The following is a 25,466-nucleotide window of genomic DNA, read 5'->3' as shown; positions in this document are numbered from 1 at the left end:
CCGCCCGTTGGGAGGGCCACACCCTTATCCACCCTCTATGCGCGTAGAGTCATTCGGGACTCCTGCGTACGTACCGGCCGGAAGGACTCCCAGGACATGGACGCCATCTCCGTCATCCGCACCAAGCGCGACCGGGGCGAGCTGACCCCCGAGCAGATCGACTGGGTCATCGACGCCTACACCCGCGGCGAGGTCGCCGACGAGCAGATGTCCGCACTGGCCATGGCGATCCTGCTGAACGGTATGAACCGTACGGAGATCGCCCGCTGGACCGCCGCAATGATCGCCTCCGGCGAGCGGATGAACTTCGACTCGCTCTCCCGCCCCACCACCGACAAGCACTCCACCGGCGGCGTCGGCGACAAGATCACCCTGCCGCTCGCCCCGCTGGTCGCGGCCTGTGGAGCCGCGGTGCCGCAGCTCAGCGGCCGCGGTCTCGGCCACACCGGCGGCACTCTCGACAAGCTGGAGTCCATCCCCGGCTGGCGCGCCCACCTCTCGAACGCCGAGATGCTCGACGTCCTGGACACCACCGGCGCCGTGATCTGCGCCGCCGGTGACGGTCTGGCCCCCGCCGACAAGAAGCTGTACGCGCTCCGCGATGTCACCGGCACCGTCGAGGCCATCCCGCTGATCGCCAGCTCGATCATGTCCAAGAAGATCGCCGAGGGCACCGGCGCGCTGGTCCTGGACGTCAAGGTCGGCTCCGGCGCCTTCATGAAGACCATCGAGGACGCCCGTGAACTGGCCTCCACCATGGTCGCGCTGGGCACCGACAGTGGCGTGCGGACGGTCGCGCTCCTCACCGACATGGCCACCCCGCTCGGCCTGACCGCGGGCAACGCCCTGGAGGTCCGTGAGTCGGTCGAGGTCCTGGCCGGCGGCGGCCCCAAGGACGTCATCGACCTCACCCTCGCCCTGGCCCGCGAGATGCTCGACGCGGCCGGACTCAAGGACGCCGACCCGGAGAAGGCCCTGGCCGACGGCTCCGCGATGGACGTCTGGCGCCGGATGATCTCCGCCCAGGGCGGTGACCCGGACGCCACGCTCCCGGTCGCCCGCGAGCAGCACGTGGTGGCGGCCCACACCTCCGGCGTACTGACCCGTCTCGACGCGTACGACATCGGCGTCGCCGCCTGGCGCCTCGGCGCGGGCCGGGCCCGCAAGGAGGACCCGGTGCAGGCGGGCGCGGGCATCGAAATGCACGCCAAGCCGGGCGACACGGTGACCAAGGGCCAGCGGCTGCTGACACTGCACACGGACACCCCGGAGAAGTTCGAGTACGCGCTGAAGGCCCTGCCCGGGTCGTTCGACATCGCCCCGGCCGGCACGGAGTTCACCGCCACCCCGGTGGTGCGGGAACGTATCGCCTGACCTGCGGCTTACCCGTGCGGGTGAACGGGACCGGTGGACTGCTGCCGGTCCCGTTCGGCATGCTGGACTCGGTGACGCACCGATAGAGGAGACCGCCATGGGCGCACTCACCGTCGACCCTGCGCCGGGCAGCGGCCACGGCTGGGACGACCTCGTCCGGATCTGGGAGGAGACGGACGCACCCGAGGGCTGCAAGGTGGAGATCATCGAGGGGATCGTCACCGTGTCGCCACCGCCGTCCAAGGACCACAATCTCACTGCGGCGCTGCTGCAGCGCAGGCTCTACTCCGTGATTCCGGAGGATTGGGAGATCTTCCAGACCCTCGCTGTCTCGGTGCCGGGACGGGCCGGGCTGTACATCCCCGATCTCGTTGTCCTGCCGCGCGCCGTGGCGACCGGGCCGGGCAACCGCGTACCGGCGGAAGAGGCCCGGCTCGTTGTCGAGATCACCTCTCGGGACAATGCCAACCACGACCGCATCGGCAAGGCGCACGGCTACGCGAAGGCGGGTGTCGAGCTGTTCCTGCTGCTCGACCCGTGGCACTCCGGCCGCCCGACCGCCACCCTGTACGGCGAACCCGGCGATGGCACCTACCGGGTCCTGGACGCGGTCGAGTACGGGGAGAAGCTGACCTTGCCGGAGCCGTTCCGGCTGGATCTGGACACCGGGATCTTCCCGGTCAGTTGAGAAGCCGCGTCGCGCAGCGATGAGTTCCGGCCGTTGCGGCGGTCTCCTTCGTGTGGATCCCATGACCCCGAAGGCTCTGGTCATCGCCGGTCGCGTCACCGGGCCCGACGTGCCGGCGCTCTGCGCCGAGCTGGAGTCCCTGCTGTACGACCCCGAGGGCGGGGTCCGCGACCCGGACGCCGGGGTGGACTGCGACCTGGGCGGGGTCGTACAGGCGGATCTGGTCCTGGTCGAGGCGATAGCGCGGCTGGGGCTTGTCGCGCGACGGGCGGGCGGCAGACGGCTGCGGCTGCGCAATGTGCCGCCCGAACTGCGGAACCTGCTGGAGCTGGTGGGGCTGGCCGACGTCGTGAACGTGGAGGGGCGGTGCGGGGACTGAGCCCCCGGCCCCGCGCCGCTCAGCGCGCCTCCGGCGCGTTCCTCCGCCCTGTGCCCCGCCTCACGCCCGGTCGGCCTCGAGGTGGTCAGGCAGACCGAAGAGCGGGAACCAGCGGGGTGCGTCCAGGAAGCAGTGCAGTCCGGTGATCGCACCGTCCGAGATGTCGATGACCTGCACCGCCCACGGCACGAATCCGGGGCCGTCCGGATTCGGCTTGTAGTGGGCGAAAGCCGGGGTGCCGTTCGCCGTGGTCGCCACCAGGCGGGAGCCCTCGCAGCCCGCGCCGATGGAGACCATGAAGCCCGTGATGTCGTGGTGCCCCTGGAGCCAGAGGTCGAACGGCGGCATCGTCATCACGGCGTCCTCATGGAGCAGCGCGGTCAGCGCCGCCATGTCATAGCCCTCGAACGCCGCCACATACCGCTCGAGGAGCTTGCGCTGCTCCTCGTCGAGCGGGTTCGCGGTGTCGGTCAGTCCCTCGTTCTCGGCGAGGGTCGCCCTGGCCCGCTGCAGGGCGCTGTTGACCGAGGCGACCGAGGTGTCGAGCAGCTCGGCGACCTCGCTCGCCTTCCAGGCCAGCACCTCGCGCAGGATCAGCACGGCCCGCTGCTTGGGCGGCAGATGCTGCAGCGCGGCGACGAACGCGAGGCGCACCGACTCCCGTGCCACCGCGGCCTCCGCGGGGTCGGCCACCGACGGCAGGATCCGCCCGTCCGGCATCGGCTCCAGCCAGGTGTTCTCCGGCAGTGGGTTGAGCGCGGCCTGGGCGAGCGGTGTCGGGCCCGTCAGATCGACCGGCCGGGCCCTCTTCTTCCCCGCGTTCAGCATGTCGAGGCAGACGTTGGTGGCGATCCGGTACAGCCAGGAGCGCAGCGAGGAACGGCCCTCGAACTTCTCGAAGTTGCGCCAGGCGCGCACCAGCGTGTCCTGTACGGCGTCCTCCGCCTCGAAGGCCGAGCCGAGCATCCGGTAGCAGTAACCGGTCAGCTCGACCCGGTGTCCCTCCAGACGGCTGTCGATGTCCGTCGCTGCCGTCAGATCACTCATCGCTCCACCCCTGTTGCGTTGTGTCACCGCTCACTCGGCACTTCGGAAGCTACAGGAGGCCACTGACAACGGGGGCGGGAAGTACCGAAGCCGCTCGCGTTCCGGTCACGTTCCGGGCTTGCGCCCGTACACGTACACGTCGTCGCCGTTCTTCAGCAGATTCCAATATGCCTTGGCGTCCGCGTCCCGCATGTTGACGCAGCCGTGCGACCCCGGCGGGTTCCACATCTTCAGACCGACCGAGTGGAACGCCTGCCCGCCGTCGAAGAACTGCGAGTACGGCATCCACACGTGGTACAGCGACGACCAGTGCTTGATGTGCCGCAGATAGATCTTCTTCGACCCGGTGCGGGTCTCGTACCCGTTCCGCCCGCTGCGGATCGGCACCGGACCGTACTTCAGCTTGGCGCCGTCCTGGATCCAGCTCAGCTGCCGGGTCAGGTCCACGCACGCGATGCGCCCCTTGTTGGTGGGGCACTTCTTGTCCTTGTTGGGGTTCTTGCCGGCCGCCTTCTGGGCCGTGAGCGTCTTCATCGTCTGCCAGGTGATCGGTCCCGCGTACCCGATGTCCGGGGTGATCCCGTAGGTGCGCTGGAACGACTGGATCGCCTTGCAGTCGGCTGCCGACTGCTTGCCGTCGACCGTCCGGTGCAGGTAGTTCTCGACCTGCTTCTGGTACGGCCCGGTGGACGTGGTGCAGGATGCGGCCTGCGCGGATGCGCCCGATCCGAGCACGAGCGCCGGTGCTGCCATCAGTCCGGCGACGGACAGCGCCACCGCGCGCCGCATCCGGACTCCCCGTATGTTCCCTACGACTCCCATGTACGCCAACTCCCCTTCGCGCGCTGTGCGGTGGTTCCGCCTGCTAGACGCGCGTCGGGGAGTGGATGGTTGTGCGCCGTATGTCTCAGTTCTGTACGGACGCCACCGGTACGAGCCGGTGTCGCTCGGCCCGGGCGACCCGCGACCCGTACAGCGTGATCGAGACGACGCCGAGGACCGCGAGCAGTCCCATGGACACCGTGCCCGCCCAGCCACCGGCGTGGAAGGCGATCGCGCCGAGCGTGCCGCCCGCGCTGGAGCCCAGGTAGTACGCGGACTGGTAGAGCGCCGACGCCTGCGCCCGGCCCTTCGTCGCGGTCCGGCTCACGGACGACGAGGCGACCGCGTGGCCGGCGAAGAAGCCCGCCGTGATCAGGACCAGGCCGAGCAGTACGGCGGCCAGCTGGTCGGCGAGCGAGAGCAGCAGACCGGCAGCCGTGGTGGAGACGGCCAGGTAGAGCGCGCCCCGGCGGCCGAGCCGGGCGACGAGCCTGCCGGCCGCGGCAGACGACACCGTACCGACGAGGTAGACCAGGAAGATCGAGCCGATGACGCCCTGCGGGAGGTTGAACGGTTCGCCGATCAGCCGGTAGCCGATCACCGTGTAGACCGCGCCGAACACCGTCATGAACAGGGCGCCGATCGCGTACAGCCTGCGCAGCAGCGGATCGGCGAGGTGTCCGCCCACCGTCTTCGCCAGGGCCTTCGGGTTCAGTGTGCCGGGCGTGAAGTTACGGGCCTTCGGGATCATGAAGTGGAAGACGACCGCGCAGGCCACGGCCAGCAGCCCGACCGCGCCGAGCGCCGCCCGCCAGCCCCACAGCTGGGCGATCCAGCCGGTGAGGATGCGGCCGCTCATGCCGCCGATGCTGTTGCCCGCCACGAACAGTCCGATCGCGGCGACCAGCGCCTTCGGCCGTACCTCCTCGGCCAGGTACGCCATCGCGGAGGCGGGCAGCCCGGCCAGTGCCGCGCCCTGGACGGCGCGCAGGGCGATCAGCCAGCCGAGCGAGGGGGCGAACGGTACGAGCAGGCCCACCAGTACGGCGACCGTCAGAGAGGCGGTCATCAGCTGCCGCCGTCCGAACCGCTCGGAGAGCGCACTCATCGGCAGCACACACAACGCCAGCGCACCCGTCGCCGCGGAGACCGTCCAGCTGGCCTGTCCGGCCGTGGCGCCGAAACCGGCGGAGACGGCGGGCAGCAGTGCCTGGGTGGAGTAGAGGAGTGCGAACGTCGCGACACCGGCGGCGAAGAGCGCGAAGCTCATCCGGCGGTAGCCGGGGCCGCCGGGCTCCAGCCGGTCCGGAACGACGGCGGCAGCGGGGGCGACGGGCGATGACGGGGCTGAGGCGTCCAGCGTGAGGGTGGACGCCTTGGTACTGGCAGGAGGCATACCTCGAAAGTAGATCGGTCCGATTCATGCGTCCAATGCACGAACTTGCGATAATCAATCCCATGGTGCATGAACGCAGCTCACAGCCTCGGCTGTCACCGAGTAGTTACGAAGAAGACATTCGCGCCGTCCTCGCGCCGCGGCTCGCCTACTTCGAGGCGGTGGCCCGCCACGAGCACGTCACCCGCGCCGCGCACGAGCTCGGCGTCCCGCAGTCCACGCTGTCGCGCGCGATGGTCAGGCTGGAACAGGACCTGGGGGTAGCCCTGTTCGCCCGCAGGGGCCGTACCGTTTCCCTCACCCCCGCGGGCCGTACCTTCCTGGGCTCCGCCGAGCGTGCCCTCGCCGAGGTGGAGCGGGCCGCGGACTCGGTACGGGCCGACGCCGATCCGGCCGCGGGCAAGGTGGCCTTCGGGTTCCTGCACACGATGGGCTCGGAGACCGTTCCCGCGCTGATCCGGGCCTTCCGCGCCGACCACCCCCGCGTGCGCTTCCAACTCGTGCAGAACTACGGCGAGGCGATGATCGAGCGGCTCCGGGCCGGCGGCCTCGACCTCTGCCTCACCTCACCCGTACCGGACGCCCCCGACCTGGTGGCCCGCCGTCTCGACGAGCAGCGGCTGCGCCTGGTCGTCCCCGACGACCACCGCCTCGCCTCCCGCAGGCGCATCCGCCTGGCCGAGGCCGCCGACGAGGCGTTCGTGACCCTGGAGCCGGGGTACGGCCTGCGGCGGATCACCGACGACCTGTGTGCGGAGGCGGGCTTCACGCCCCGTGTGGCGTTCGAGGGCGAGGAGGCGGAGACCCTGCGCGGCCTGGTGGCCGCCGGCCTGGGCGTGGCCCTGCTGCCGCCGCCCGCGGTGGCCCGCCCGGGCGTCGTCGAACTGACGGTCACGGCCCCGCGCGCGGCCCGCGAGATCGGCGTGGCCTGGCTGGACGGCCACCCGGACACACCCCCGGTGGCGGCGTTCAAGCAGTTCCTGCTGTCGCGCCGGGGGCACCTGCTGCCGGACTGACGGGCGGTGGCGCGTGTGTGAGAAGTCAGGCAGCGCATTCCGGGTGTCCAGGATCGGGGCTGCGGCGCGAAGCCCTTCCGAGCGGTGTGCAAGCCGTCTTGTCGCTCTGCCGCCCCTGACACCTCGGGCGGCCGCAGGGCGTCCCGCGTGCCCTAGGACTTCAACGACCGCCCGAATCCCGCCGCCAGGGGCATCCGCAGCCCCAGCGGCGGGGGCGCCGCCAGGGCGTCGGCGACCGGGCGGGCGTATGTCCGTCCGAACAGCGATCCCCGTACGAAGTCCACTGCCAGCGCCGCCACTTCGGCGCGGTGCTGGCGCAGGGAGTGGCCGTCCGAATGGACCTCGAAGCGGCAGGTGTCCCGGTTGGCCTTCTTGGCGCGCTGGGCCAGCCGGAACGACAACTCCGGGTCGGAGCGTGCGTCGTTCGTGCCGTGGACGAGCAATACCTGGCGGCCCAGCAGATGTTTCACCGGCTCCGGCTCGACCGACGGGTCCTCGGGAAGCCAAGGGGCCATCGCCAGAACCGAGTTGACCGCAGGGTGGCCGCCCGCGCGCAGCGCCGCACGGCCGCCCATGCCGTGCCCGGCCAGGCAGACGGGGACGTCGCCGTACCGTCGCACGACCTCCTCCACGGCCCACTCGGCGTCCGCCGCGAGCTGCGCGTCCGTGGTGTTCCAGCCGCGGCAGCGGTAGTGCACGACATGCGCGGCCAGCCCGTCGTCCTGGCCGGCGCGGGCCAGGGTGCGGGCGAGCGGCAACTGGAGCGCGTACGAAAGGGGGGAGGGGCGGCGGTGCGAGTCGGCCTCGCCGTCCGGGAGCAGCAGGACCACGCCGCTGACCGCAGGTTGTGCTCCGGCCGTCTTCACGGCCCGTCCCAGCCTCGGAGCAGGCAGGGGGAGTGCGCGCTGTGCCATGACAGAACAGTGTCAGAAGGACAGGTGTACTCCACCCGTATTCGCGGTCACTGTTACGTATCGGCGCGCGGCGCTCTACGCGCGTAGGCGTTAGAGTGCCCAGATGATGAGCCCGACCCTCCATGTGCCCGGCCCCGACCAGATCCGACGCGCCCCCAAGGTGCTGCTCCACGACCACCTCGACGGCGGTCTGCGTCCCGGCACGATCATCGACCTGGCCCGTGACGCGGGCTACGAAGCCCTTCCCGAGACCGAAGCGGACAAGCTCGGCATCTGGTTCCACGAGGCGGCCGACTCCGGCTCGCTGGAGCGCTACCTGGAGACGTTCGCCCACACCTGCGCCGTCATGCAGACCCGCGAGGCCCTGGTCCGGGTGGCCGCGGAGTGCGCCGAGGACCTCGCGGCGGACGGTGTCGTCTACGCGGAGGTGCGGTACGCCCCCGAGCAGCACCTGGAAGCCGGGCTGACCCTCGAAGAGGTCGTCGAGGCGGTCAACGAGGGCTTCCGCGAGGGTGAGCGCCGGGCCCGGCTGGACGGCAACCGGATCCGGGTGGGCGCCCTTCTCACCGCGATGCGGCACGCCGCCCGCGCCCTGGAGATCGCCGAACTCGCCAACCGCTACCGGGATCTGGGCGTCGTCGGCTTCGACATCGCGGGTGCCGAGGCGGGCTACCCGCCCACCCGTCACCTCGACGCCTTCGAGTACCTCAAGCGCGAGAACAACCACTTCACCATCCACGCGGGCGAGGCCTTCGGTCTGCCGTCGATCTGGCAGGCGCTCCAGTGGTGCGGCGCCGACCGGCTCGGCCACGGCGTCCGCATCATCGACGACATCGAGGTCGCCGAGGACGGCAGTGTGACGCTCGGCCGTCTCGCCTCGTACGTACGGGACAAGCGCATCCCGCTGGAGATGTGCCCGACCTCCAACCTCCAGACCGGCGCCGCCGCCTCGTACGCCGAGCATCCGATCGGGCTGCTGCGCAGGCTGCACTTCAGGGCCACCGTGAATACGGACAACCGGCTGATGAGCGGTACGACCATGAGCCAGGAATTCGAGCGGCTGACCGAGACTTTCGGATACACGCTCGACGACATTCAGTGGTTCACAGTCAATGCGATGAAATCAGCGTTCATTCCTTTCGATGAACGTCTGGCGATGATCAATGACGTGATCAAGCCCGGATATGCCGAGCTGAAGTCGGAGTGGCTCTTCGAGCAGACCGCTGCGACCAGCGCGTCTTCCGCTTCCGCGGGCTGAATTACGCTTCTGTGACAAACGGCCGGGAAGATCAGATCCCGGCCGTTTGCTGCGTCCGCCATGTTTGCGGTACGGGTAGTGCGCTGGCTAGTTTGCAGAGCCGCTCGCATCCCCTTCCCCAAGGATGAATTTCACATGAAGCAGTCTGCTGCCAGGACTCTCGGTGTCGCCGCTCTCGGTGCCGCTTTCGCCGCTGCCGCCGCCGGTACGGCCTCCGCCGCCGCGCTTCCCCTCGACGCCGCGACCTCCGCTCTGCCGACCGCCGCTCTGCCGACCGCCGCTCTGCCGATCGCCGGCTCCGCGCTGGGGACCGCCACCCAGTCCCTGCCGGTTCAGGACACGGCCACGAAGCTCCTCGGCAGTGGCCAGACCGAGATCCTCAACGGCGCCACCGCCCCGGCCAAGGGCCTGCTCGGCGGGCTGCCCGCCGGTGGCATGACCACCAGCGGCCTGTCGACCAACGGTCTTCCGCTCGGCGGCTGACCCTCGCGCATACGTGAGTGGGGCGGGTACCCGGACCGGGTACCCGCCCCACTCACGTATGTCCCGGGACTACCAGGCGGTGGTGGCCGCCGACGCCTTCTCGGCCGGCAGCAGCAGCCACAGCGCCAGGTAGAGCACGAACTGCGGGCCCGGCAGCAGACACGAAACGAGGAAGATCACGCGCATGGTCCCCGCGGATGTGCCGAAGCGCCGTGCCAGCGCTGCGCACACTCCGCCGATCATGCGTCCGTCACGGGGGCGGGCAAGTGCGGCCATGGTGGGCTCCTTCGCGAACCGTTGCTGAGGAGCAGCTCCGTCGTGCTCCCCGGGTATCCATGGTGGCCCGGCGAACAGGGGCAAAGCGTCGCTCTACGGTGCGATACCGACCCTGGAAATCGTAGGGGTCGACCCCTGAGGCGACTCGTCCCTGGGTCGGGGAACCGGTCGTACCCGGTCCTGGCCGCGGCGGCGCAGCCGCTTCCGGCACACCGGCACGACCAGCAGATGGGCGAGCCCCACACCCACCGTGTTCAGCAGCAGCGAGTCGACATCGACGACCTGACCCGGCACACCGGTCTGCGCCAGCTCGATCGTCAGCGAGATCAGCGACCCGGCGGCGACGGTACGGGCCAGCGAGGCCCACGGGGACACATGGAGCCGTCCCCCGGCCATGGGCAGCAGCACCCCCAGCGGCGCCAGCAGCAGCAACCCCTCACCGATCCGGTGCGCTGCCTCGACCGGGCCGAGGGACAGGTCCGTCCTTATACCGGCGAAGGGCCGAAGATTGGCGGCCGTCATCCACGGCACATCCAGCGGGCGCAGAGTCAGCCACCCGACAAGCAGCAGATGCGCGAGGAGGAGAAACACCCCGACCGCGCGGAAGCGGATGACGGCTTGGCCGCCCGAACCTTGACGCACGCCCCCCAAGACGCGGCTACCGGCAGGATCGGTTCCGCCCCGCCCCAGGATGACCTGAAGACCACACGGCAGCCCGGGGGCCGGACCTCAGGACAGCTTGGCCGCGCCGAGCGTCGGCACGGCCTCCGGCCGGGCCTTCGTCTCCGAGGTGCACAGATAGGCGCGCGGCGCATAATTTCCCGGCCCGCCGAGCACCACCGTGCCGTCCGAGGCCAGCGACTCGCTCTCCGCGTACGTGCACACGATCTGTGCCAGAGCCTCCGACGGCAGGTCCTCGGGCTGCTCACTGAGCCGTAGTGCGGCCGCCGGATCGTCCCCGCGGGCCCCGCTGATCTGCAGGGCCGCCGGTACGTCGGTGGAGAAGCCGGCCTGCCGCTCATCGGCGGCCGGTTCCTCCTGAAGCTCGTCGAGGAGAGCCTGCGCGACCCGGATCCGGTCCGACTTCGCTTCGTGGATCTGCACCGAGCGGTCCACCGTGACCAGCTGCGAGGCACAGATCAGATAGATCTGCACCGGGATCCCCTGCATCGCCTGTGTGCTGACGTCCTCCGCGGACATCGAGCACGGCACCCGGGACGGCGCGGCCCCGGCGTCGACCGGCACCGACGTGGTCCTGATCCCGCACCCGGCGGCCAGCACGGCGCAGACGACGGCGCCGGCCAGTGCTCCGGCCGTGCGGCGCGCCCGCCGCGTACCACGGTTGCTGCGCCTCACGTCGCGTCCCCCTCGTCGTCCCGGGCTTCGGCTCCGTGGACCCGCGCGGTGCCGGTGAGCTCTTCGGCATCGCGCGGCAGACGCAGCACGAACACCGCGCCGTCGCCGTCCGGCGAGTTCGCGGCCGTGATGTCACCGCCGTGGATGTGCGCGTTCTCCATGGCGATCGACAGACCGAGCCCGCTGCCCTCCGAACGCGGCCGGGAGGCACTGGCCTTGTAGAAGCGGTCGAAGACGTGCGGCAGGACGTCCTCCGGGATGCCCGGGCCGTGGTCGCGCACCTCGATGACGAGTTCGTCGCCGTCGGTCCGTACCGATACGCGTACCGGCGATCCGCCGTGCTTCAGCGCGTTGCCGATCAGATTCGCCAGGATCACATCGAGCCTGCGCGGATCGAGGCGGACCATCATGCCGCGCTCGGCGTCCAGATCCACCGCGTCCAGCCAGGCGCGGGCGTCGATGCAGGCGGTGACCTGGTCGGCGACATCGACCGTGTCGAGGACGAGCCGGGCCGTACCCGCGTCGAAGCGGGTGACCTCCATCAGGTTCTCCACCAGGTCGTTCAGCCGCCTGGTCTCGCTGACCACCAGATGGACGGCGGGCGCGATCATCGGGTCGAGGCTGTCGGCCTCGTCCTCCAGCACCTCGGCGACCGCGGTGATCGCGGTGAGCGGGGTGCGCAGTTCGTGCGACATGTCGGCGACGAACCGGCGGCTGGACTCCTCCCGCGCGCTCATGTCCGCGACCTTCTTCTCCAGGGAACTCGCGGCTCTGTTGAACGTGCGGGAGAGATCGGCGAGTTCATCGGTGCCGGACACCACGAGCCGGGTGTCGAGCTTGCCCTCACCGAGCTTGCGCGCCGCGTCACCGAGCCGCTGCACCGGCCGCAGCACTGTCGTCGCGGCGGCCTGCGCGAGCAGCGCGGAGCCGACCAGAGCGAGTCCGGTGGCGATCCCCAGCGACCACGCGAGGGAGTTGAGGTCCTGCCGCTCCTGGTCGAGCGACTTCAGCATGTAACCGGTCGGACCACCACCGATGATCCTCGTGCCGGCCACCAGGTAGGGCGTACCGCGGATCGAGGTGCGCTGCCAGAACAGGTGGTACGGGTACGTGTTGCCCGCCTCCGCCGGCTGCTTCCTGTTGACCTGCTGCTGCAACGAGAGCGGCACGTTGTCGAGCGTGAACGTGTCCAGATTGGAGTTGCCCACGATCGGCTTGTCGCCGTCGCGCTTGTCGACGAGGAGCACGCTGTAACCGGGACTGCTGCTCGCCATCTGCACGGCGGCGTTCTGCAGATCGTCCTTGGTGGGGTGCAACGGCAGCGACGCCGCCCGGTTCTGCATCTCCTGCCGGAAGTCCCCGAGCGCCGCGTCCTGCGTACGCGTCAGCACGGCCTCGCGGTTGAGCCAGTACGCGATCCCCGACGCGGACACCGCGGCGGTCAGCGCCACCAGCGCGAACACGACGACGAGCCGCAGCCGCAGACTGGTCCAGCGAAGACCGGCGAGCAGGCTGCGCTTGGCAGCAGCGGTCACTGCGGCGAGTCCAGCCGGTAGCCCACGCCCCGCACCGTACGGATCAGGGTCGGCGAGGACGGTACGTCCTCCACCTTGGCACGCAGCCGCTGCACACAGGCGTCGACGAGCCGGGAGTCACCGAGATAGTCGTGCTCCCACACCAGCCGCAGCAACTGCTGCCGCGACAGGGCCTGTCCGGGTCTGCGGCTCAGCTCCAGCAGGAGCCGCAGCTCGGTCGGCGTGAGCTGCAGGTCCTCCCCGTTCTTGGTCACCGTCATCGCGGAACGGTCGATGACCACATTGCCGAACGTCGCCGAGTCGGTGGACTCGCGCTCGCCGCGGCGCAGCACCGCACGGATCCGGGCGTCGAGCACCCGGCCCTGCACGGGCTTGACCACGTAGTCGTCGGCGCCGGACTCCAGTCCGACCACGACGTCGATGTCGTCGCTGCGCGCCGTCAGCAGAATGATCGGCAGCTGGTCGGTGCGCCGGATGCGCCGGCACACCTCGAAACCGTCGATGCCGGGCAGCATCACATCCAGCACGATCAGGTCCGGCCGCTGCTCGCGCAGCAGTTTCAGGCCGTCCTCTCCCGTCGCCGCGGTGGCCACACGGTGGCCCTGGCGTGACAACGAGAGTTCGAGGGCCGTGCGGATGGCGTCGTCGTCCTCGATCAGCAACAGGAAAGGCACGGGGGTCATTCTGGCCCATGGGAGAGCCTCAGTTCGACCGTTGGAGGCCTCTCATTCGGACGGCACGCCGGTCGGAGGGCCTGTGACAGGTCTGTGACAGTCGGCGGACAGCGCCATGAAACTGCCCGGGCAAGCTCAGTGGCAGATGGAACGGACGGACTCCACCGACGGGGGGCGCGAGATGAACGCACTGCACAGCACCACCTCAAGCGCAGTTGTCACGCGTCTCCACGACGTCGGCAGGAGCACCGAGAAGTCCGGTGCCGCAGGGCGGGGGTGCGTTCGTGGTGTCGGACGTCAGCACACGTCGTACATGACGGTGGTCGACGCATCTGCGGGGGCCAACGGGGGAGCGGTGTACGGGGAGGGCCCGGGGGAGCGGAAGCCCCTGGCGGAGACCGCGGACGCCGAAGCGGCGTTCACGGCCTACGTCCAGGAGCGCCGCGCCTCCCTGTACGCAACCGCCTACCACCTGACCGGTGACCGGTTCGAGGCCGAGGACCTGCTGCAGAGCGCCCTCTTCTCGACGTACCGGGCATGGGACCGGATCAGCGACAAGGCGGCGGTCGGCGGGTACCTGCGCCGCACCATGACCAATCTGCACATCAGCGCCTGGCGCCGGCGCAAGCTGAACGAATACCCGACCGAGGAGCTGCCGGAGACGGCGGGCGACACGGACGCGATGCGCGGAACGGAGCTGCGCGCCGTGCTCTGGCAGGCGCTGGCGCGGCTGCCGGAACTCCAGCGCACGATGCTGGTCCTGCGGTACTACGAGGGGCGCACGGACCCGGAGATCGCGTCGATACTCGGCATCAGTGTCGGCACGGTGAAGTCGAGCATCTGGCGGTCGTTGCGACGGCTGCGCGAGGACGAGGTGCTGAGCTTCGGCCGTGACGAGGAGGAGTCCTTCGGCGAGCTGGTGGCCTGAAGGCAGCGGGGGAACCGGGGGAAACGGGGCCTGCCGCTTCGGGGGAAGCGGTGGGTTCACGGGGGAACACAGCAGGGTCGGACGGGCCGGGGGGTCCTGTCCGGCCCTGCGGTGCGTCGGGGGCGGCGTCCTTGCGGGGCGGCTCCGCCCCGGACCGGCCGGCTGTCTTGTCGCTTCGATGCCGTCCGTGCCCGGCATCCGCACGTCCATGAGGACCACGTCGGGCCGGAGGCCGACTCAGGTCCGTACCGCCTCCGCCCCGTCGCACGCCGTGCCGACAACGCTGAAGTCCGGCTGGGTGTCCAGCAGGGCGGCGAAGCCCGTACGTACGACCTGGTGGTCGTCGGCGACGACGATCCGTACGGCGGGCTGTGGTTCGGTGCTGGGCTTGCGCGCCGGATGGGCGGTGGCCGCGCTCCTCGGAGGCGGGCCGGCACTCGGGCTGCGGGACGCGTGAACTCCCGGAGCCCTCCCGGCTACGCCACCTCGCGTGCCGCCGGGGCCCGGCGGCAGCGGCCGGCCGCTGCCGCGGCCAGTCGGCCCAGTGCCTCCTGCTTCCCGCAGGGATACGCGCCGAGTGCCGTCTGGCGCGCCACGATCCGTCGTTCCGTCCGCATCAGGCGCCATCCCCGCCGCAGCAGGAACGGCACCGACTTCCGGCCCTCGCGCAGATCCCGCAGCAGCCGGCGGCGGAACGTCGTCGTCGGGCGGCCGCGCAGGCACAGGGCGTCCGCCAGGACCCCCAGGTCCTGGCACCGCTCCACTATCTCCGCGGCGAAGATGCCCTCGGCCACGAACAGCGGCGTGCGCTCGATGTGGAGCGCCTCGCGGTCGACCCGGGAGCTGGTGGAGATGTCGTACACCGGAACGTTCGTACGTCCGGTGCGGCACAGCTCCGTGATGGCGGTGACCGCCGCGTCGGCGTCCCAGGACTGCGCGGAGTCCCAGTCGACGTCCGAACTGCCCGGGACCAGCGGCAGGGTGGGGTCGTCGCCCTCCTTGTAGAAGTCGTCCAGGCGCAGCACCGGAAGGTCGGTGCGGGCGGCGAGGGAGGACTTGCCGGAGCCGGAGGGGCCCGCGAGCAGCACGACGCGGGTCGGGATCGGTTGGGGACTCACGGGACACCAGTGTGAGGCATTGACCCGCGCAGGGGACCCCCCGGTGCCCCTGTTGGTATCCAGCATCACAACTCAACTACGCTACGTGCCCAGATGATTACTCGATCGGTTCGATCAGGTGGGAATTCCATGGCACGTCATGCACTTTCCAGGTCCCGGCGCCGTGTGCTGCTGCGCGCGGGTCTGACCGTCACCGCGGTGGGCGCCGCGCTCGGTGCGGGGGGTGCGGCGGCGCAGGCGGCGCCGCTGCCCGTCGTGCCGGCCTCGGGCGCCGACAGCAGCCTCGGTGCGGTCGGCGATGCGGCCGGCGGCGCGACCGGGGCGCTAGGGCACGCGGTCTCGCCGGTCACGCAGCTGCAGCTCGACCCGCTGGCCGGGACGGGTGTGGACCCGCTGGCGAACGGGGTGGGCACGCAGGTCGCCGACTTCAAGCCGCTCTCCACGGGCGTCGCGACCGATCCGCTGACCAGTGGCGGCGCACTGAAGGACCTGCCGGTGGTGGGGCAGGTCACGGGGCTGCTGCACGGCTGATCCCGGCGCACAGGGCTGCGGCCCGCCCCTCCGGAGTGTTCCGGAGCGGCGGGCCGCAGCCGTGTCGGTCAGTAGGAGGAACCCGAGACGCCGAGCGCGCCCGTGGGGTGCCAGACCGTCTTGGTCTCCAGAAAGGCCGTCAGGCGACGGGTGCCCGGGTCGGCCGACCAGTCTTCTCTGTCCACAGCCTGTGGACGAGCGGCGCCCTGCGCCTCCTTCTCGGGGCGGTGGCGGGAGACGAGTGGGCGGAGAACTCGCTTCAGGTTGTCCGCCGCCGCGATCTCCAGTTCCTTCGCCAGTTCGGCGTCGGCGCCCGTGAGGTCGATCGCGTTGACGTCCTGGTGGGCCGCGAGCGGGGCCGCGAGCTCCGCCGTCTTCCCGGACAGGATGTTCACCACACCGCCCGGCAGGTCGGAGGTGGCCAGCACCTCGCCCAGGGACAGCGCCGGCAGCGGGGCGTCGGCGGACGCGATGACGACGGCCGTGTTGCCGGTCGCGATCACCGGGGCGACGACCGAGACCAGGCCGAGGAACGACGACTGCTGCGGGGCGACGACCGTGACCACACCGGTCGGCTCGGGCGTGGACAGGTTGAAGAACGGGCCCGCGACCGGGTTCGCCCCGCCCACGATCTGGCCGATCTTGTCGGTCCACCCCGCGTACCAGACCCAGCGGTCGATGGCCGCGTCCACGACGGCCGTCGCCTTGGACTTCGACAGCCCCTCCGCGTCCGCCACTTCACGTACGAACTGGGCCTTGCGCCCCTCCAGCATCTCCGCGATGCGGTAGAGGATCTGGCCGCGGTTGTACGCCGTCGCGCCCGACCATCCGCCGAACGCCTTGCGGGCGGCCACGACCGCGTCACGCGCGTCCTTGCGGGACGACTGCGGGGCGTTCGCCAGCCACTTGCCCTTGGAGTCCGTCACCTCGTACACCCGGCCGCTCTCGGAGCGGGGGAACTTGCCCCCGACGTACAGCTTGTAGGTCTTGAAGACGCTCAGTCGGTCACTGTGCTCAACTGCATTCATCAACGCTCGCCCTCCGGGCTCGACGGGGCGAGGTACGCCTCCAGGCCGTGACGGCCGCCTTCGCGGCCGAAGCCCGACTCCTTGTAGCCGCCGAACGGCGAGGTCGGGTCGAACTTGTTGAACGTGTTGGCCCAGACGACGCCCGCCCGGAGCTTGTTCGCCACCGCGAGGATGCGGGAGCCCTTCTCCGTCCAGATGCCGGCCGACAGGCCGTACTGGCTGTTGTTGGCCTTGGCGACCGCCTCGTCCGGCGTACGGAACGACAGGACGGACAGCACCGGGCCGAAGATCTCGTCGCGGGCGATGGTGTGCGCCTGGGTGACGTTCGTGAACAGCGTCGGGGCGAACCAGTAACCGGACGACGGGAGTTCGCAGGGGGCGGACCAGCGTTCGGCGCCCTCGGCCTCGCCCGTCTCGACCAGCGCCGTGATCCGGGAGAGCTGCTCCTGGGAGTTGATCGCGCCGATGTCGGTGTTCTTGTCCAGCGGGTCGCCGAGGCGCAGCGTGGACAGCCGTCGCTTCAGGGAGTCCAGCAGCTCGTCCTGGATCGACTCCTGGACGAGGAGGCGCGAGCCCGCGCAGCAGACCTGGCCCTGGTTGAAGAAGATGCCGGTGACGATGCCCTCGACGGCCTGGTCGATCGGGGCGTCGTCGAAGACGATGTTCGCGCCCTTGCCGCCCAGCTCCAGGGTGACCTTCTTGTCCGTGCCCGCGACCTGGCGGGCGATGGCCTTGCCGACCGCGGTCGAGCCGGTGAAGGCGACCTTGTTGACGTCGGGGTGCTCGACGAGGGCCGCGCCCGCGTCCCCGTACCCGGTGAGGATGTTCACGACACCCTTCGGCAGCCCCGCCTGGCGGCAGATGTCCGCGAAGAACAGCGCGGAGAGCGGGGTCGTCTCGGCGGGCTTCAGGACCACCGTGTTGCCGGTGGCGAGCGCCGGAGCGATCTTCCAGGCCAGCATCAGCAGCGGGAAGTTCCACGGGATGACCTGGCCCGCGACGCCGAGCGGGCGGGGGTTCGGGCCGTAGCCGGCGTGGTCGAGCTTGTCGGCCCAGCCCGCGTAGTAGAAGAAGTGCGCCGCGACCAGCGGAAGGTCCGCGTCGCGGGTCTCCTTGATCGGCTTGCCGTTGTCGAGGGTTTCGAGAACGGCGAGCTCGCGGCTGCGCTCCTGGATGATCCGGGCGATCCGGAAGAGGTACTTGGCGCGCTCGGAGCCGGGCAGCGCCGACCACTTCTCGAACGCCTTGCGGGCCGCCTTCACAGCCCGGTCGACGTCCGCGGCGCCGGCCTGTGCGACCTCGGAGAGGACCTCCTCGGACGACGGGGAGACCGTCTTGAAGACCTTGCCGTCGGCCGCGTCGGTGAACTCGCCGTCGATGAACAGCCCGTACGAGGGAGCGATGTCGACGACCGACCGCGACTCGGGGGCGGGTGCGTACTCGAATGCAGATGCCATGGGGATCAGTCCACCGTCACGTAATCGGGGCCGGAGTAACGGCCGGTGCTGAGCTTCTGACGCTGCATCAGCAGGTCGTTCAGCAGGCTGGAGGCGCCGAAGCGGAACCAGTGGTTGTCCAGCCAGTCCTCGCCGACGGTCTCGTTGACCAGGACGAGGAACTTGATCGCGTCCTTCGAGGTGCGGATGCCGCCGGCCGGCTTCACGCCGATCTGCACACCGGTCTGCTCCCGGAAGTCGCGCACGGCCTCCAGCATCAGCAGCGTGTTCGCGGGCGTGGCGTTCGTCCCGACCTTGCCGGTCGACGTCTTGATGAAGTCCGCGCCCGCCAGCATCCCGAGCCAGGAGGCGCGGCGGATGTTGTCGTACGTGGAGAGCTCGCCGGTCTCGAAGATGACCTTGAGGCGGGCGTCGGTGCCGTCGGCACGGGCGCACTCGGCCTTCACGGCGAGGATCTCCTCGTACACCTTGAGATAACGGCCGGAGAGGAACGCGCCCCGGTCGATCACCATGTCGATCTCGTCGGCCCCGGCGGCCACGGCGTCGCGGACATCCGCGAGCTTGATGTCGAGCGCGGCGCGCCCGGAGGGGAAGGCCGTCGCGACGGACGCCACCTTCACGCCGGAACCGGCCAGCGCGGTGACGGCCGTCGCCGCCATGTCGGGGTAGACGCAGACCGCGGCGGTGCGCGGGGTCGTGCGGTCGGTCGGGTCGGGGTTGACGGCCTTGGCGGCGAGAGCCCGGACCTTGCCCGGGGTGTCCGCGCCTTCCAGCGTCGTCAGGTCGATCATCGAGATGGCGAGGTCGATCGCGTACGCCTTGGCCGTCGTCTTGATCGAACGGGTGCCGAGGGACGCGGCGCGCGCTTCGAGGCCGACGGCGTCTACGCCGGGCAGCCCGTGCAGGAAGCGGCGCAGCGCGCTGTCGGACGCGGTCACGTCGGAGAGGGGGGTACCTCCCACGCGTTCGGCCGTGGTGGAGGGTGCAGTGGTGGGCATGGTCACCAGAGGAGCATATCTACGCGCGTAGCGGCCTGTACAGGGGGACCCGCATTCCGGGTTTGCGAGGGTGCCGGCCCGGTGGGTGGGTGGCCGCTCCGGCGGGCCCCCCGGGCATCAGGCACAATCGGGCCCATGACGAGCCCCACGCCCCCAGCCGAGCCGACCTACGCCGACCGGACGTTCCGGTCGCCCGCCGGGCTGGTGGGCGGTGTGCTGACGCTCCTGCTCGTCGGGTGGATCGGTGGCGACGCCGTGTTCCGGGGTGCCGGCCGGGTGCCGTGGCTGGCGCTCGCCGGGCTGCTGACGGTCGTGCCGTTGATCGTGGCGTTCACGCTGCGGCCGGTGGTGCTCGTGAACGCCCGGCGCATCCGGATCCGCAACCCGTTCCGTACGATCACGGCGCCGTGGACGGCGGTCGCGGATGTCCGGGCCGGGTACTCCAGTGAACTGTTCACGCAGGACGGTACGAAGTTCCAGCTGTGGGCGGTGCCGGTGTCGCTGCGGCAGCGGAAGAAGGCGGCGCGGCAGCAGACGCTGAAGGCGCAGGACGACCCGTACCGGCGGACGTCCGTGCACGCGGATGTGCGGGACACGAACGCACGGATCGCCGGGGCCGACCAGACGGTGCGGGATCTGCGGGAGATGGCCGAACGGGCAGGGGACGGCGGCGCCGAGGGCGCCGGGACGGTTGTTGTCCGGTGGGCGTACGAGGTGATTGCGCCGGCGGTCGTGGGTGCGGTGGCACTGGTCGTGCTGTTCGCGGTGGCGTAGGCGGCCGGCACGGCCTGCGGCCGCGCTCCGTCCTTGTGGCCGGACCGACATTCCACGGATGGCGCCGGCCTCCTGCCCCGCTTGTGGCGAGACCTTCGGGACGTCCCGCGCCGCCCTTCGCGACCACGGGACAGCCCCCAGGTGTGCGCGCCGTTCCGCGCCGGTCTGCGGCACTCCCGTCCACGGCCTCCACCGGGCGGCCGGTGTCCGGTCCTGTGCGGACCGGACACCGGCTTCACGTACCCGATGAGTGGACGACGGAGGCCGGTCCCGCTCAGATCCCCGCAGCCGCCGACAGATCCCGCTTGATCCCGGCGAGCAGCTCGGCGCCCTTCGCACGGGCGGCAGGCAGTTCGTCCGCCGATCCGACCGGCACCACGACCTCCAGGTAGCACTTCAGCTTCGGCTCGGTGCCGCTCGGGCGGACGATCACCCGGGCACCGTCGAGGTGGTAGCGCAGCCCGTCGGTGGGCGGCAGCTGCTCCGTACCCTCCGACAGGTCCTCGGCCGAGGTGACGGCGAGGCCCGCGAGTGCGGTCGGCGGGGTGTCGCGCAGCCGCCGCATGGCGTCCGCGATGACGGACAGGTCCTCCACCCGGACCGACAGCTGGTCGGTGGCGTGCAGCCCGTGCTCGACCGCGATGTCGTCGAGGAGATCGAGGAGCGTACGGCCCTGCTCCTTGAGCACGGAGGCCAGCTCGGCGACGAGCAGGGCGGCCGTGATGCCGTCCTTGTCGCGAACGCCGTCGGGGTCGACGCAGTAGCCGAGCGCCTCCTCGTACCCGTATCGCAGGCCGTCGACGCGGGCGATCCACTTGAAGCCGGTCAGCGTCTCCTCGTAGCCGTTGCCCGCCTTCTCGGCGATCCGGCCGAGCAGCGACGACGACACGATGGACTCGGCGAAGACGCCGGTGGCACCCCGGGCGACCAGATGCGCGGCGAGCAGCGCGCCGACCTCGTCGCCGCGCAGCATGCGCCAGCCGCCGTCCGAGGTGGCGTCCGGCACGGCCACGGCGCAGCGGTCGGCGTCCGGGTCGTTGGCGATGACGATGTCCGGGTTCGCGCGCCGGGCGGTGGCGAAGGCGAGATCCATCGCGCCGGGCTCTTCCGGGTTGGGGAAGGCGACGGTGGGGAACGCCGGGTCGGGCTCGGCCTGTTCGGCGACCAGCACGGGCGTGGGGAAGCCGGCGCGCGCGAAGGCGGCGGTCAGGACGGACGTGCCGACGCCGTGCATCGCCGTGTACACGACCTGGGCGGTCCGCGGTGACCCGGCCGTGTCCAGCACCGCGTCCGTACGGGCCAGATAGGCGTCCAGGACCTCGTCGCCGAGGATCTCCCAGCCGCTCTCCGGCCGGTCGACGCCGGCCAGCGGGCCGACCGCGGCGATCGCGTCGGCGATCTCGCCGTCCGCCGGGGGCACGATCTGCGAGCCGTCGCCGAGGTAGACCTTGTAGCCGTTGTCACGCGGCGGGTTGTGACTGGCGGTCACCTCGACGCCGGCGACGGCACCCAGATGCCTTATGGCGTACGCCAGGACGGGGGTGGGCAGCGGGCGGGGGAGGACCGCCGCCCGCAGGCCTGCGCCCGTCATCACGGCCGCGGTGTCGCGGGCGAAGTCGGCGGACTTGTAGCGGGCGTCGTACCCGATGACGACCAGGCCGCCGGTCTGGCCCTGCGCCTTCAGATGGGCGGCGAGCCCGGCGGCGGCGCGGATGACCACGGACCGGTTCATCCGCATCGGTCCGGCCCCCAGCTCACCACGGAGCCCGGCGGTACCGAACTGCAGCGTGCCGGCGAACCGTGCGGCGAGCGCGTCGAAATCCTCGGCGTCGATGAGCTTGGCGAGCTCGTCGCGGGTCTCGGGGTCGGGGTCCTCGGCGAGCCAGGTCCTGGCCTGCGCGATGAGGTCCTGCTGCACGGTGTCCGCCTTTCGGGGAGGGGATGGTTTTTCTTCGGGGTGCGGGTCGGTGGGCCGCTGCGCGGGGCCTGTTCCCTCACCCGCCCCTTCCCGAAACCGGGGGGTGCCGCCCCCCGGACCCTCGCTCCTCGGAATACCGCTGCCGGGCAAAACTGTCAGCCCGTCCGGCGATCGAGGGGCCGGGGTCCGGGGCGGGGCCCCGGTCTCGGGAAGGGGCGGGCAGGGAAAACCGCCCGCCGCAGGAGCGGCGCCCGCTCAGATGCGGTCCAGCACCCGCGCCAGCAACGACCCCATCCGGGTCGCCGAGTCCCGCCCCGCCTGCAGTACCTCTTCATGGTTCAGCGGCTCCCCGCTCAACCCGGCAGCCAGATTCGTGACGAGCGAAATACCCAGCACCTCGGCCCCCGCCTCCCGCGCAGCGATCGCTTCGAGCACGGTCGACATGCCCACCAGGTCGCCGCCCATGACCCGCACCATGTTGATCTCGGCCGGAGTCTCGTAGTGCGGGCCGGGGAACTGCACGTACACGCCCTCTTCGAGCGTCTCGTCGATCTCCTTGCACAGCGCGCGCAGCCGCGGCGAGTACAGGTCGGTCAGGTCGACGAAGTTGGCGCCGATGATCGGCGAGGCCGCGGTCAGGTTGATGTGGTCGCTGATCAGGACCGGCTGGCCGGGGCGCATGCCCTCGCGCAGACCGCCGCAGCCGTTCGTCAGGACGATGGTCTTGCAGCCTGCGGCGACGGCGGTACGGACGCCGTGTGCGACGGCGGCGACGCCGCGGCCCTCGTAGAAGTGCGTGCGGCCGAGGAAGACCAGGGCCCGCTTCTCGCCGATCCGGTACGAGCGGATCGTGCCACCGTGGCCCTCGACGGCCGGCGCCGGGAAGCCGGGCAGGTCGGTCACCGGGAACTCGGCCTCCGGCGTGCCGAGCGCGTCGCCCGCAGGTGCCCAGCCGGAACCCATCACGAGCGCGACGTCGTGGGTCTCGGCGCCGGTCAGCTCGCGCAGTCGCGCGGCGGCGTCGGCAGCGGCGGCGTGCGGGTCGCCCTGGATGTTGTCCGGAATAACAGATGCGTTCACGCGGATGAGCGTAACCGGTGAATCCCTACGCGCGTAGATGCCCATGCAGAGAGTCTGCACACGACTCTTCGTGCTTTCATACAAAAAGTGGGGGGAATGTGTGGCTCAGCAGGGGCGCTTGCGCAGCTCCATCACGTAGTCGTGCGGCGCGCCCGCCGACTCGGCGGCGTCCGCCACCTCGCCCAGATACCGGGCGGACGGCAGCCCGCCCTCGTACGCGTTCAGCACGTACATCCAGGCCGGCTCCTCGCCGTCCAGGGTGTGCACCCGCACCCGCATCCGCCGGTAGATGTCGAGGCCGACACCCTCCCACCGGTCCATGGAGTCCTCGTCCATCGGCGCCAGGTCGTACAGCGCCACGAAGACCTGCGAACGCGGCGCCTCCACCACCGTGGCCAGCGCGCCTTCCCAGCCCATCTGCTCCCCGCCGAAGGTCAGCCGCCAGCCGTTGAGCCAGCCGGTGCCGCGCAGCGGGGAATGCGGTGCGCGGCGGGTCATCAGCCGCGCGTCGAGGTTGCCGGCGTACGCGGCGTAGAGCGACATGGGATCGAGGGTACGGGAGGCGGCCCGGCGAGCGGCGATTCCTGTGACGAAGTCCCCGGCGAGGGTTCTGCCGGGGATCGGGCCGAGGGCTCCGCCGACGGCTCGTCCGGGGGCCGCTCTCCCGTATGGAGGGCCCCGGGGCGAAGCATCTTGGCGCGTGCGGGACAATGGAGTACGTACTGCATTCCCCCGGGGTGATCCCCCGGACCCCCGGCCGGGGCGGCAGACGGCCGCGGGATGACATACGCGAGGCGGACTTTTCGTGACCCGGATCGTGATCATCGGCGGCGGACCCGGCGGGTACGAGGCGGCATTGGTGGGCGCCCAGCTCGGCGCGGAGGTGACCGTCGTCGACTGCGACGGCCTCGGCGGCGCGTCGGTACTCACCGACTGCGTGCCCTCGAAGACCCTGATCGCGACGGCAGAGGTGATGACCACCTTCGACTCTTCGTACGAGGAGTTGGGCATCATCGTCGCCGACGACACGCCGCACATCGAGCAGGCGGCGCGGGTGGTCGGCGTGGACCTCGGCAAGGTCAACCGACGCGTGAAGCGCCTGGCGCTCGCCCAGTCCCACGACATCACCGCCTCCGTCACCCGTGCGGGTGCACGCGTGATGCGCGGCCGGGGCAGGCTGGAAGGCCTCCAGGCCGCCGACGGCTCCCGCAAGGTCGTGGTGACCGCGGCCGACGGCACGGAGGAGACGCTCACCGCCGACGCCGTGCTGATCGCGACCGGCGGCCACCCCCGGGAGATCCCGGACGCGCTCCCCGACGGCGAGCGCATTCTGAACTGGACCCAGGTCTACGACCTCGACGAGCTCCCCGAGGAGCTCATCGTGGTCGGCTCCGGTGTCACCGGTGCCGAGTTCGCCGGCGCCTACCAGGCGCTGGGCTCGCGCGTCACCCTCGTCTCGTCCCGCGACCGGGTGCTGCCCGGCGAGGACCCGGACGCGGCCGCCGTGCTGGAGGACGTCTTCCGGCGCCGCGGCATGAACGTCATGGCCCGTTCGCGCGCCCAGGCGGCGAAGAGGGTCGGCGACCGGGTCGAGGTCACGCTCTCCGACGGCCGCGTGATCACCGGTTCGCACTGTCTGATGGCGGTCGGCGCGATCCCGAACAGCGCGGGCATGGGTCTGGAGGAGGCCGGGGTCCGGCTCAAGGAGTCCGGCCACATCTGGACCGACAAGGTCTCCCGCACCAGCGCCCCCGGCGTGTACGCGGCCGGTGACGTCACCGGCATCTTCGCGCTCGCCTCGGTCGCCGCGATGCAGGGCCGGATCGCGATGTACCACTTCCTCGGTGACGCGGTCGCCCCGCTGAACCTGAAGACGGTCTCCTCGAACGTCTTCACCGACCCGGAGATCGCCACCGTCGGCTACACCCAGGCGGACGTCGACTCGGGCGCGATCGACGCGCGCGTGGTGAAGCTGCCGCTGCTGCGCAACCCGCGCGCCAAGATGCAGGGCATCCGGGACGGCTTCGTCAAGATCCTCTGCCGGCCCGGCACCGGCATCGTGGTCGGCGGCTGTGTCGTCGCACCGCGGGCCAGCGAGCTGATCCACCCCATCTCGATCGCGGTCGACAACAATCTGACGGTGGAACAGATCGCAAACGCCTTCACTGTGTATCCGTCCCTGTCGGGATCGATCGCGGAAGTGGCACGTCAGTTGCACACCCGGAAGCGCGCCGGCGAGGCCTAGAAAACCCGGCATTCCCCGGCAACTCCCGGCAAGTCAGACGGGTGGGATGCCGATGTCCGGTCAGTAGGGAACAACAACGGGGCCGCCTATACCACTTGGCGGCCCCTTGTATGTACAACTTCTGTTTTTCGGCGCAAACTGCTGAAAACCCTCGCTCGGTCACGTTACTGT

Annotated in this window: 27 protein-coding genes; 11 read left to right on the top strand and 16 right to left on the bottom strand. The window is 70.7% G+C overall.

Features of this window, described 5'->3' with window-relative positions; all coding sequences use genetic code 11:
* Positions 1–96 precede the first annotated feature (96 nt).
* From OHA88_RS20075 to OHA88_RS20065, 3 genes are all read left to right on the top strand, one after another.
* Positions 97–1,374: a thymidine phosphorylase gene (locus OHA88_RS20075; RefSeq protein ID WP_326605408.1), complete on the top strand. Its 1,278-nt coding sequence runs from the start codon at positions 97–99 to the stop codon at positions 1,372–1,374.
* 97 nt (positions 1,375–1,471) lie between these two features.
* Entirely contained in the window at positions 1,472–2,062 is a 591-nt protein-coding gene (locus OHA88_RS20070) for a Uma2 family endonuclease (protein WP_328626550.1), read from the top strand.
* A 61-nt stretch (positions 2,063–2,123) separates the two neighbouring features.
* On the top strand, positions 2,124–2,441 hold the full coding sequence (locus tag OHA88_RS20065) for an STAS domain-containing protein (protein WP_328626549.1): 318 nt from the start codon (positions 2,124–2,126) through the stop codon (positions 2,439–2,441).
* A gap of 60 nt (positions 2,442–2,501) precedes the next feature.
* Here OHA88_RS20065 and OHA88_RS20060 read toward each other — a convergent pair whose 3' ends face one another.
* The 3 genes from OHA88_RS20060 to OHA88_RS20050 all read right to left on the bottom strand — a co-directional run bounded on the left by OHA88_RS20060 (position 2,502) and on the right by OHA88_RS20050 (position 5,706).
* Positions 2,502–3,488, bottom strand: a complete 987-nt coding sequence (locus tag OHA88_RS20060) for a sigma-70 family RNA polymerase sigma factor (protein ID WP_328626548.1) — start codon at positions 3,486–3,488, stop codon at positions 2,502–2,504.
* A 105-nt stretch (positions 3,489–3,593) separates the two neighbouring features.
* Positions 3,594–4,310: a L,D-transpeptidase family protein gene (locus OHA88_RS20055; protein WP_326605412.1), complete on the bottom strand. Its 717-nt coding sequence runs from the start codon at positions 4,308–4,310 to the stop codon at positions 3,594–3,596.
* Positions 4,311–4,395: 85 nt separating this feature from the next.
* A complete protein-coding gene (locus OHA88_RS20050) occupies positions 4,396–5,706 on the bottom strand; it encodes an MFS transporter (RefSeq protein ID WP_328626547.1) in 1,311 nt (436 codons plus the stop codon).
* Positions 5,707–5,768: 62 nt separating this feature from the next.
* On the opposite strand from OHA88_RS20050, the gene OHA88_RS20045 reads away from it, so the two are divergent.
* The gene (locus OHA88_RS20045) at positions 5,769–6,722 is read left to right on the top strand and encodes a LysR family transcriptional regulator (RefSeq protein ID WP_328626546.1); all 954 of its coding nucleotides are present in this window, start codon (positions 5,769–5,771) and stop codon (positions 6,720–6,722) included.
* Positions 6,723–6,874: 152 nt separating this feature from the next.
* On the opposite strand, the gene OHA88_RS20040 is transcribed toward OHA88_RS20045, so the two are convergent.
* On the bottom strand, positions 6,875–7,636 hold the full coding sequence (locus OHA88_RS20040) for an alpha/beta hydrolase (protein WP_328626545.1): 762 nt from the start codon (positions 7,634–7,636) through the stop codon (positions 6,875–6,877).
* Between the two features lie 103 nt (positions 7,637–7,739).
* On the opposite strand from OHA88_RS20040, the gene OHA88_RS20035 reads away from it, so the two are divergent.
* Together OHA88_RS20035 and OHA88_RS20030 are read left to right on the top strand one after the other, a co-directional pair.
* Positions 7,740–8,894 carry an adenosine deaminase gene (locus tag OHA88_RS20035; protein ID WP_267002691.1) on the top strand — a complete coding sequence of 385 codons (1,155 nt, stop codon included), beginning with the start codon at positions 7,740–7,742 and terminating at the stop codon, positions 8,892–8,894.
* A 135-nt stretch (positions 8,895–9,029) separates the two neighbouring features.
* Positions 9,030–9,377, top strand: coding sequence for a hypothetical protein (locus OHA88_RS20030; protein WP_328626544.1), 348 nt, complete (start codon positions 9,030–9,032; stop codon positions 9,375–9,377).
* A 69-nt stretch (positions 9,378–9,446) separates the two neighbouring features.
* Here the strand turns inward: OHA88_RS20030 and OHA88_RS20025 are convergent, their stop codons facing one another.
* The 5 genes from OHA88_RS20025 to afsQ1 form a co-directional block, all read right to left on the bottom strand.
* Positions 9,447–9,653, bottom strand: coding sequence for a PspC domain-containing protein (locus OHA88_RS20025; protein ID WP_328626543.1), 207 nt, complete (start codon positions 9,651–9,653; stop codon positions 9,447–9,449).
* A 93-nt stretch (positions 9,654–9,746) separates the two neighbouring features.
* Complete coding sequence (locus OHA88_RS20020; RefSeq protein WP_267002686.1) at positions 9,747–10,295, bottom strand: VanZ family protein; 549 nt, start codon at positions 10,293–10,295, stop codon at positions 9,747–9,749.
* 87 nt (positions 10,296–10,382) lie between these two features.
* A complete protein-coding gene (locus OHA88_RS20015; protein WP_328626542.1) occupies positions 10,383–11,009 on the bottom strand; it encodes a hypothetical protein in 627 nt (208 codons plus the stop codon).
* Positions 11,006–12,544: a HAMP domain-containing sensor histidine kinase gene (locus OHA88_RS20010; protein WP_328626541.1), complete on the bottom strand. Its 1,539-nt coding sequence runs from the start codon at positions 12,542–12,544 to the stop codon at positions 11,006–11,008. Before OHA88_RS20010 ends, OHA88_RS20015 begins: the two co-directional genes overlap by 4 nt.
* Positions 12,541–13,218: a two-component system response regulator AfsQ1 gene (afsQ1, locus tag OHA88_RS20005; RefSeq protein WP_189275392.1), complete on the bottom strand. Its 678-nt coding sequence runs from the start codon at positions 13,216–13,218 to the stop codon at positions 12,541–12,543. The genes OHA88_RS20010 and afsQ1 overlap by 4 nt, the downstream gene beginning before the upstream one ends.
* A gap of 181 nt (positions 13,219–13,399) precedes the next feature.
* Here afsQ1 and OHA88_RS20000 point away from each other — a divergent pair, with 181 nt between their 5' ends.
* A complete protein-coding gene (locus tag OHA88_RS20000) occupies positions 13,400–14,146 on the top strand; it encodes a SigE family RNA polymerase sigma factor (RefSeq protein ID WP_328629740.1) in 747 nt (248 codons plus the stop codon).
* A 208-nt stretch (positions 14,147–14,354) separates the two neighbouring features.
* Positions 14,355–14,603 carry a hypothetical protein gene (locus OHA88_RS19995; protein WP_328626540.1) on the top strand — a complete coding sequence of 83 codons (249 nt, stop codon included), beginning with the start codon at positions 14,355–14,357 and terminating at the stop codon, positions 14,601–14,603.
* Positions 14,604–14,622: 19 nt separating this feature from the next.
* Here the strand turns inward: OHA88_RS19995 and OHA88_RS19990 are convergent, their stop codons facing one another.
* Positions 14,623–15,330 (bottom strand): uridine kinase family protein, encoded by a 708-nt coding sequence (locus tag OHA88_RS19990; protein ID WP_328626539.1) that lies wholly within the window; start codon positions 15,328–15,330, stop codon positions 14,623–14,625.
* Positions 15,331–15,393: 63 nt separating this feature from the next.
* Here OHA88_RS19990 and OHA88_RS19985 point away from each other — a divergent pair, with 63 nt between their 5' ends.
* Positions 15,394–15,795, top strand: a complete 402-nt coding sequence (locus OHA88_RS19985) for a hypothetical protein (RefSeq protein ID WP_326605427.1) — start codon at positions 15,394–15,396, stop codon at positions 15,793–15,795.
* Between the two features lie 68 nt (positions 15,796–15,863).
* On the opposite strand, the gene OHA88_RS19980 is transcribed toward OHA88_RS19985, so the two are convergent.
* From OHA88_RS19980 to deoC, 3 genes are read right to left on the bottom strand one after another with little or no spacing between them, the layout of a single operon-like run.
* On the bottom strand, positions 15,864–16,823 hold the full coding sequence (locus OHA88_RS19980) for an aldehyde dehydrogenase family protein (protein WP_328626538.1): 960 nt from the start codon (positions 16,821–16,823) through the stop codon (positions 15,864–15,866).
* On the bottom strand, positions 16,823–18,280 hold the full coding sequence (locus tag OHA88_RS19975) for an aldehyde dehydrogenase family protein (protein ID WP_328626537.1): 1,458 nt from the start codon (positions 18,278–18,280) through the stop codon (positions 16,823–16,825). Before OHA88_RS19975 ends, OHA88_RS19980 begins: the two co-directional genes overlap by 1 nt.
* Before the next feature lie 5 nt (positions 18,281–18,285).
* Positions 18,286–19,278 carry a deoxyribose-phosphate aldolase gene (gene deoC / locus OHA88_RS19970; protein ID WP_267007986.1) on the bottom strand — a complete coding sequence of 331 codons (993 nt, stop codon included), beginning with the start codon at positions 19,276–19,278 and terminating at the stop codon, positions 18,286–18,288.
* A gap of 135 nt (positions 19,279–19,413) precedes the next feature.
* Here deoC and OHA88_RS19965 point away from each other — a divergent pair, with 135 nt between their 5' ends.
* Positions 19,414–20,052, top strand: coding sequence for a PH domain-containing protein (locus tag OHA88_RS19965; protein ID WP_328626536.1), 639 nt, complete (start codon positions 19,414–19,416; stop codon positions 20,050–20,052).
* Between the two features lie 274 nt (positions 20,053–20,326).
* Here OHA88_RS19965 and OHA88_RS19960 read toward each other — a convergent pair whose 3' ends face one another.
* The 3 genes from OHA88_RS19960 to OHA88_RS19950 all read right to left on the bottom strand — a co-directional run bounded on the left by OHA88_RS19960 (position 20,327) and on the right by OHA88_RS19950 (position 23,593).
* Complete coding sequence (locus OHA88_RS19960; RefSeq protein WP_328626535.1) at positions 20,327–21,970, bottom strand: phospho-sugar mutase; 1,644 nt, start codon at positions 21,968–21,970, stop codon at positions 20,327–20,329.
* A gap of 255 nt (positions 21,971–22,225) precedes the next feature.
* Positions 22,226–23,050, bottom strand: coding sequence for a purine-nucleoside phosphorylase (locus OHA88_RS19955; protein ID WP_328626534.1), 825 nt, complete (start codon positions 23,048–23,050; stop codon positions 22,226–22,228).
* A gap of 105 nt (positions 23,051–23,155) precedes the next feature.
* Positions 23,156–23,593, bottom strand: coding sequence for a gamma-glutamylcyclotransferase (locus OHA88_RS19950; protein WP_267002664.1), 438 nt, complete (start codon positions 23,591–23,593; stop codon positions 23,156–23,158).
* Between the two features lie 262 nt (positions 23,594–23,855).
* Between OHA88_RS19950 and OHA88_RS19945 the strand changes: the two genes are divergently transcribed.
* Complete coding sequence (locus tag OHA88_RS19945) at positions 23,856–25,295, top strand: NAD(P)H-quinone dehydrogenase (protein ID WP_326605433.1); 1,440 nt, start codon at positions 23,856–23,858, stop codon at positions 25,293–25,295.
* Positions 25,296–25,466 lie beyond the last annotated feature (171 nt).

This window comes from Streptomyces sp. NBC_00353, assembly GCF_036108815.1.
Taxonomy (GTDB): Bacteria; Actinomycetota; Actinomycetes; order Streptomycetales; family Streptomycetaceae; genus Streptomyces.
Note: the sequence above shows the minus strand (reverse complement) of the source record. Positions and strands in the feature narration are given on the sequence as shown.

Excerpts from the sequence above, each read along its gene's own strand:
- deoC (WP_267007986.1), bottom strand. The coding sequence starts at position 19,278 with ATGCCCACCACTGCACCCTCCACCACGGCCGAACGCGTGGGAGGTACC.
- OHA88_RS20050 (WP_328626547.1), bottom strand. The coding sequence starts at position 5,706 with ATGCCTCCTGCCAGTACCAAGGCGTCCACCCTCACGCTGGACGCCTCA.
- OHA88_RS20045 (WP_328626546.1), top strand. The coding sequence starts at position 5,769 with ATGGTGCATGAACGCAGCTCACAGCCTCGGCTGTCACCGAGTAGTTAC.
- OHA88_RS19950 (WP_267002664.1), bottom strand. The coding sequence starts at position 23,593 with ATGTCGCTCTACGCCGCGTACGCCGGCAACCTCGACGCGCGGCTGATG.
- OHA88_RS20060 (WP_328626548.1), bottom strand. The coding sequence starts at position 3,488 with ATGAGTGATCTGACGGCAGCGACGGACATCGACAGCCGTCTGGAGGGA.
- OHA88_RS20040 (WP_328626545.1), bottom strand. The coding sequence starts at position 7,636 with ATGGCACAGCGCGCACTCCCCCTGCCTGCTCCGAGGCTGGGACGGGCC.
- OHA88_RS20055 (WP_326605412.1), bottom strand. The coding sequence starts at position 4,310 with ATGGGAGTCGTAGGGAACATACGGGGAGTCCGGATGCGGCGCGCGGTG.
- OHA88_RS19990 (WP_328626539.1), bottom strand. The coding sequence starts at position 15,330 with ATGCTGGATACCAACAGGGGCACCGGGGGGTCCCCTGCGCGGGTCAAT.
- OHA88_RS20070 (WP_328626550.1), top strand. The coding sequence starts at position 1,472 with ATGGGCGCACTCACCGTCGACCCTGCGCCGGGCAGCGGCCACGGCTGG.
- OHA88_RS19965 (WP_328626536.1), top strand. The coding sequence starts at position 19,414 with ATGACGAGCCCCACGCCCCCAGCCGAGCCGACCTACGCCGACCGGACG.
- OHA88_RS20065 (WP_328626549.1), top strand. The coding sequence starts at position 2,124 with ATGACCCCGAAGGCTCTGGTCATCGCCGGTCGCGTCACCGGGCCCGAC.
- OHA88_RS20025 (WP_328626543.1), bottom strand. The coding sequence starts at position 9,653 with ATGGCCGCACTTGCCCGCCCCCGTGACGGACGCATGATCGGCGGAGTG.
- OHA88_RS20075 (WP_326605408.1), top strand. The coding sequence starts at position 97 with ATGGACGCCATCTCCGTCATCCGCACCAAGCGCGACCGGGGCGAGCTG.
- OHA88_RS20035 (WP_267002691.1), top strand. The coding sequence starts at position 7,740 with ATGATGAGCCCGACCCTCCATGTGCCCGGCCCCGACCAGATCCGACGC.
- OHA88_RS19980 (WP_328626538.1), bottom strand. The coding sequence starts at position 16,823 with ATGAATGCAGTTGAGCACAGTGACCGACTGAGCGTCTTCAAGACCTAC.
- OHA88_RS20000 (WP_328629740.1), top strand. The coding sequence starts at position 13,400 with ATGAACGCACTGCACAGCACCACCTCAAGCGCAGTTGTCACGCGTCTC.
- OHA88_RS19985 (WP_326605427.1), top strand. The coding sequence starts at position 15,394 with ATGGCACGTCATGCACTTTCCAGGTCCCGGCGCCGTGTGCTGCTGCGC.
- OHA88_RS19975 (WP_328626537.1), bottom strand. The coding sequence starts at position 18,280 with ATGGCATCTGCATTCGAGTACGCACCCGCCCCCGAGTCGCGGTCGGTC.
- OHA88_RS20030 (WP_328626544.1), top strand. The coding sequence starts at position 9,030 with ATGAAGCAGTCTGCTGCCAGGACTCTCGGTGTCGCCGCTCTCGGTGCC.
- OHA88_RS19995 (WP_328626540.1), top strand. The coding sequence starts at position 14,355 with ATGAGGACCACGTCGGGCCGGAGGCCGACTCAGGTCCGTACCGCCTCC.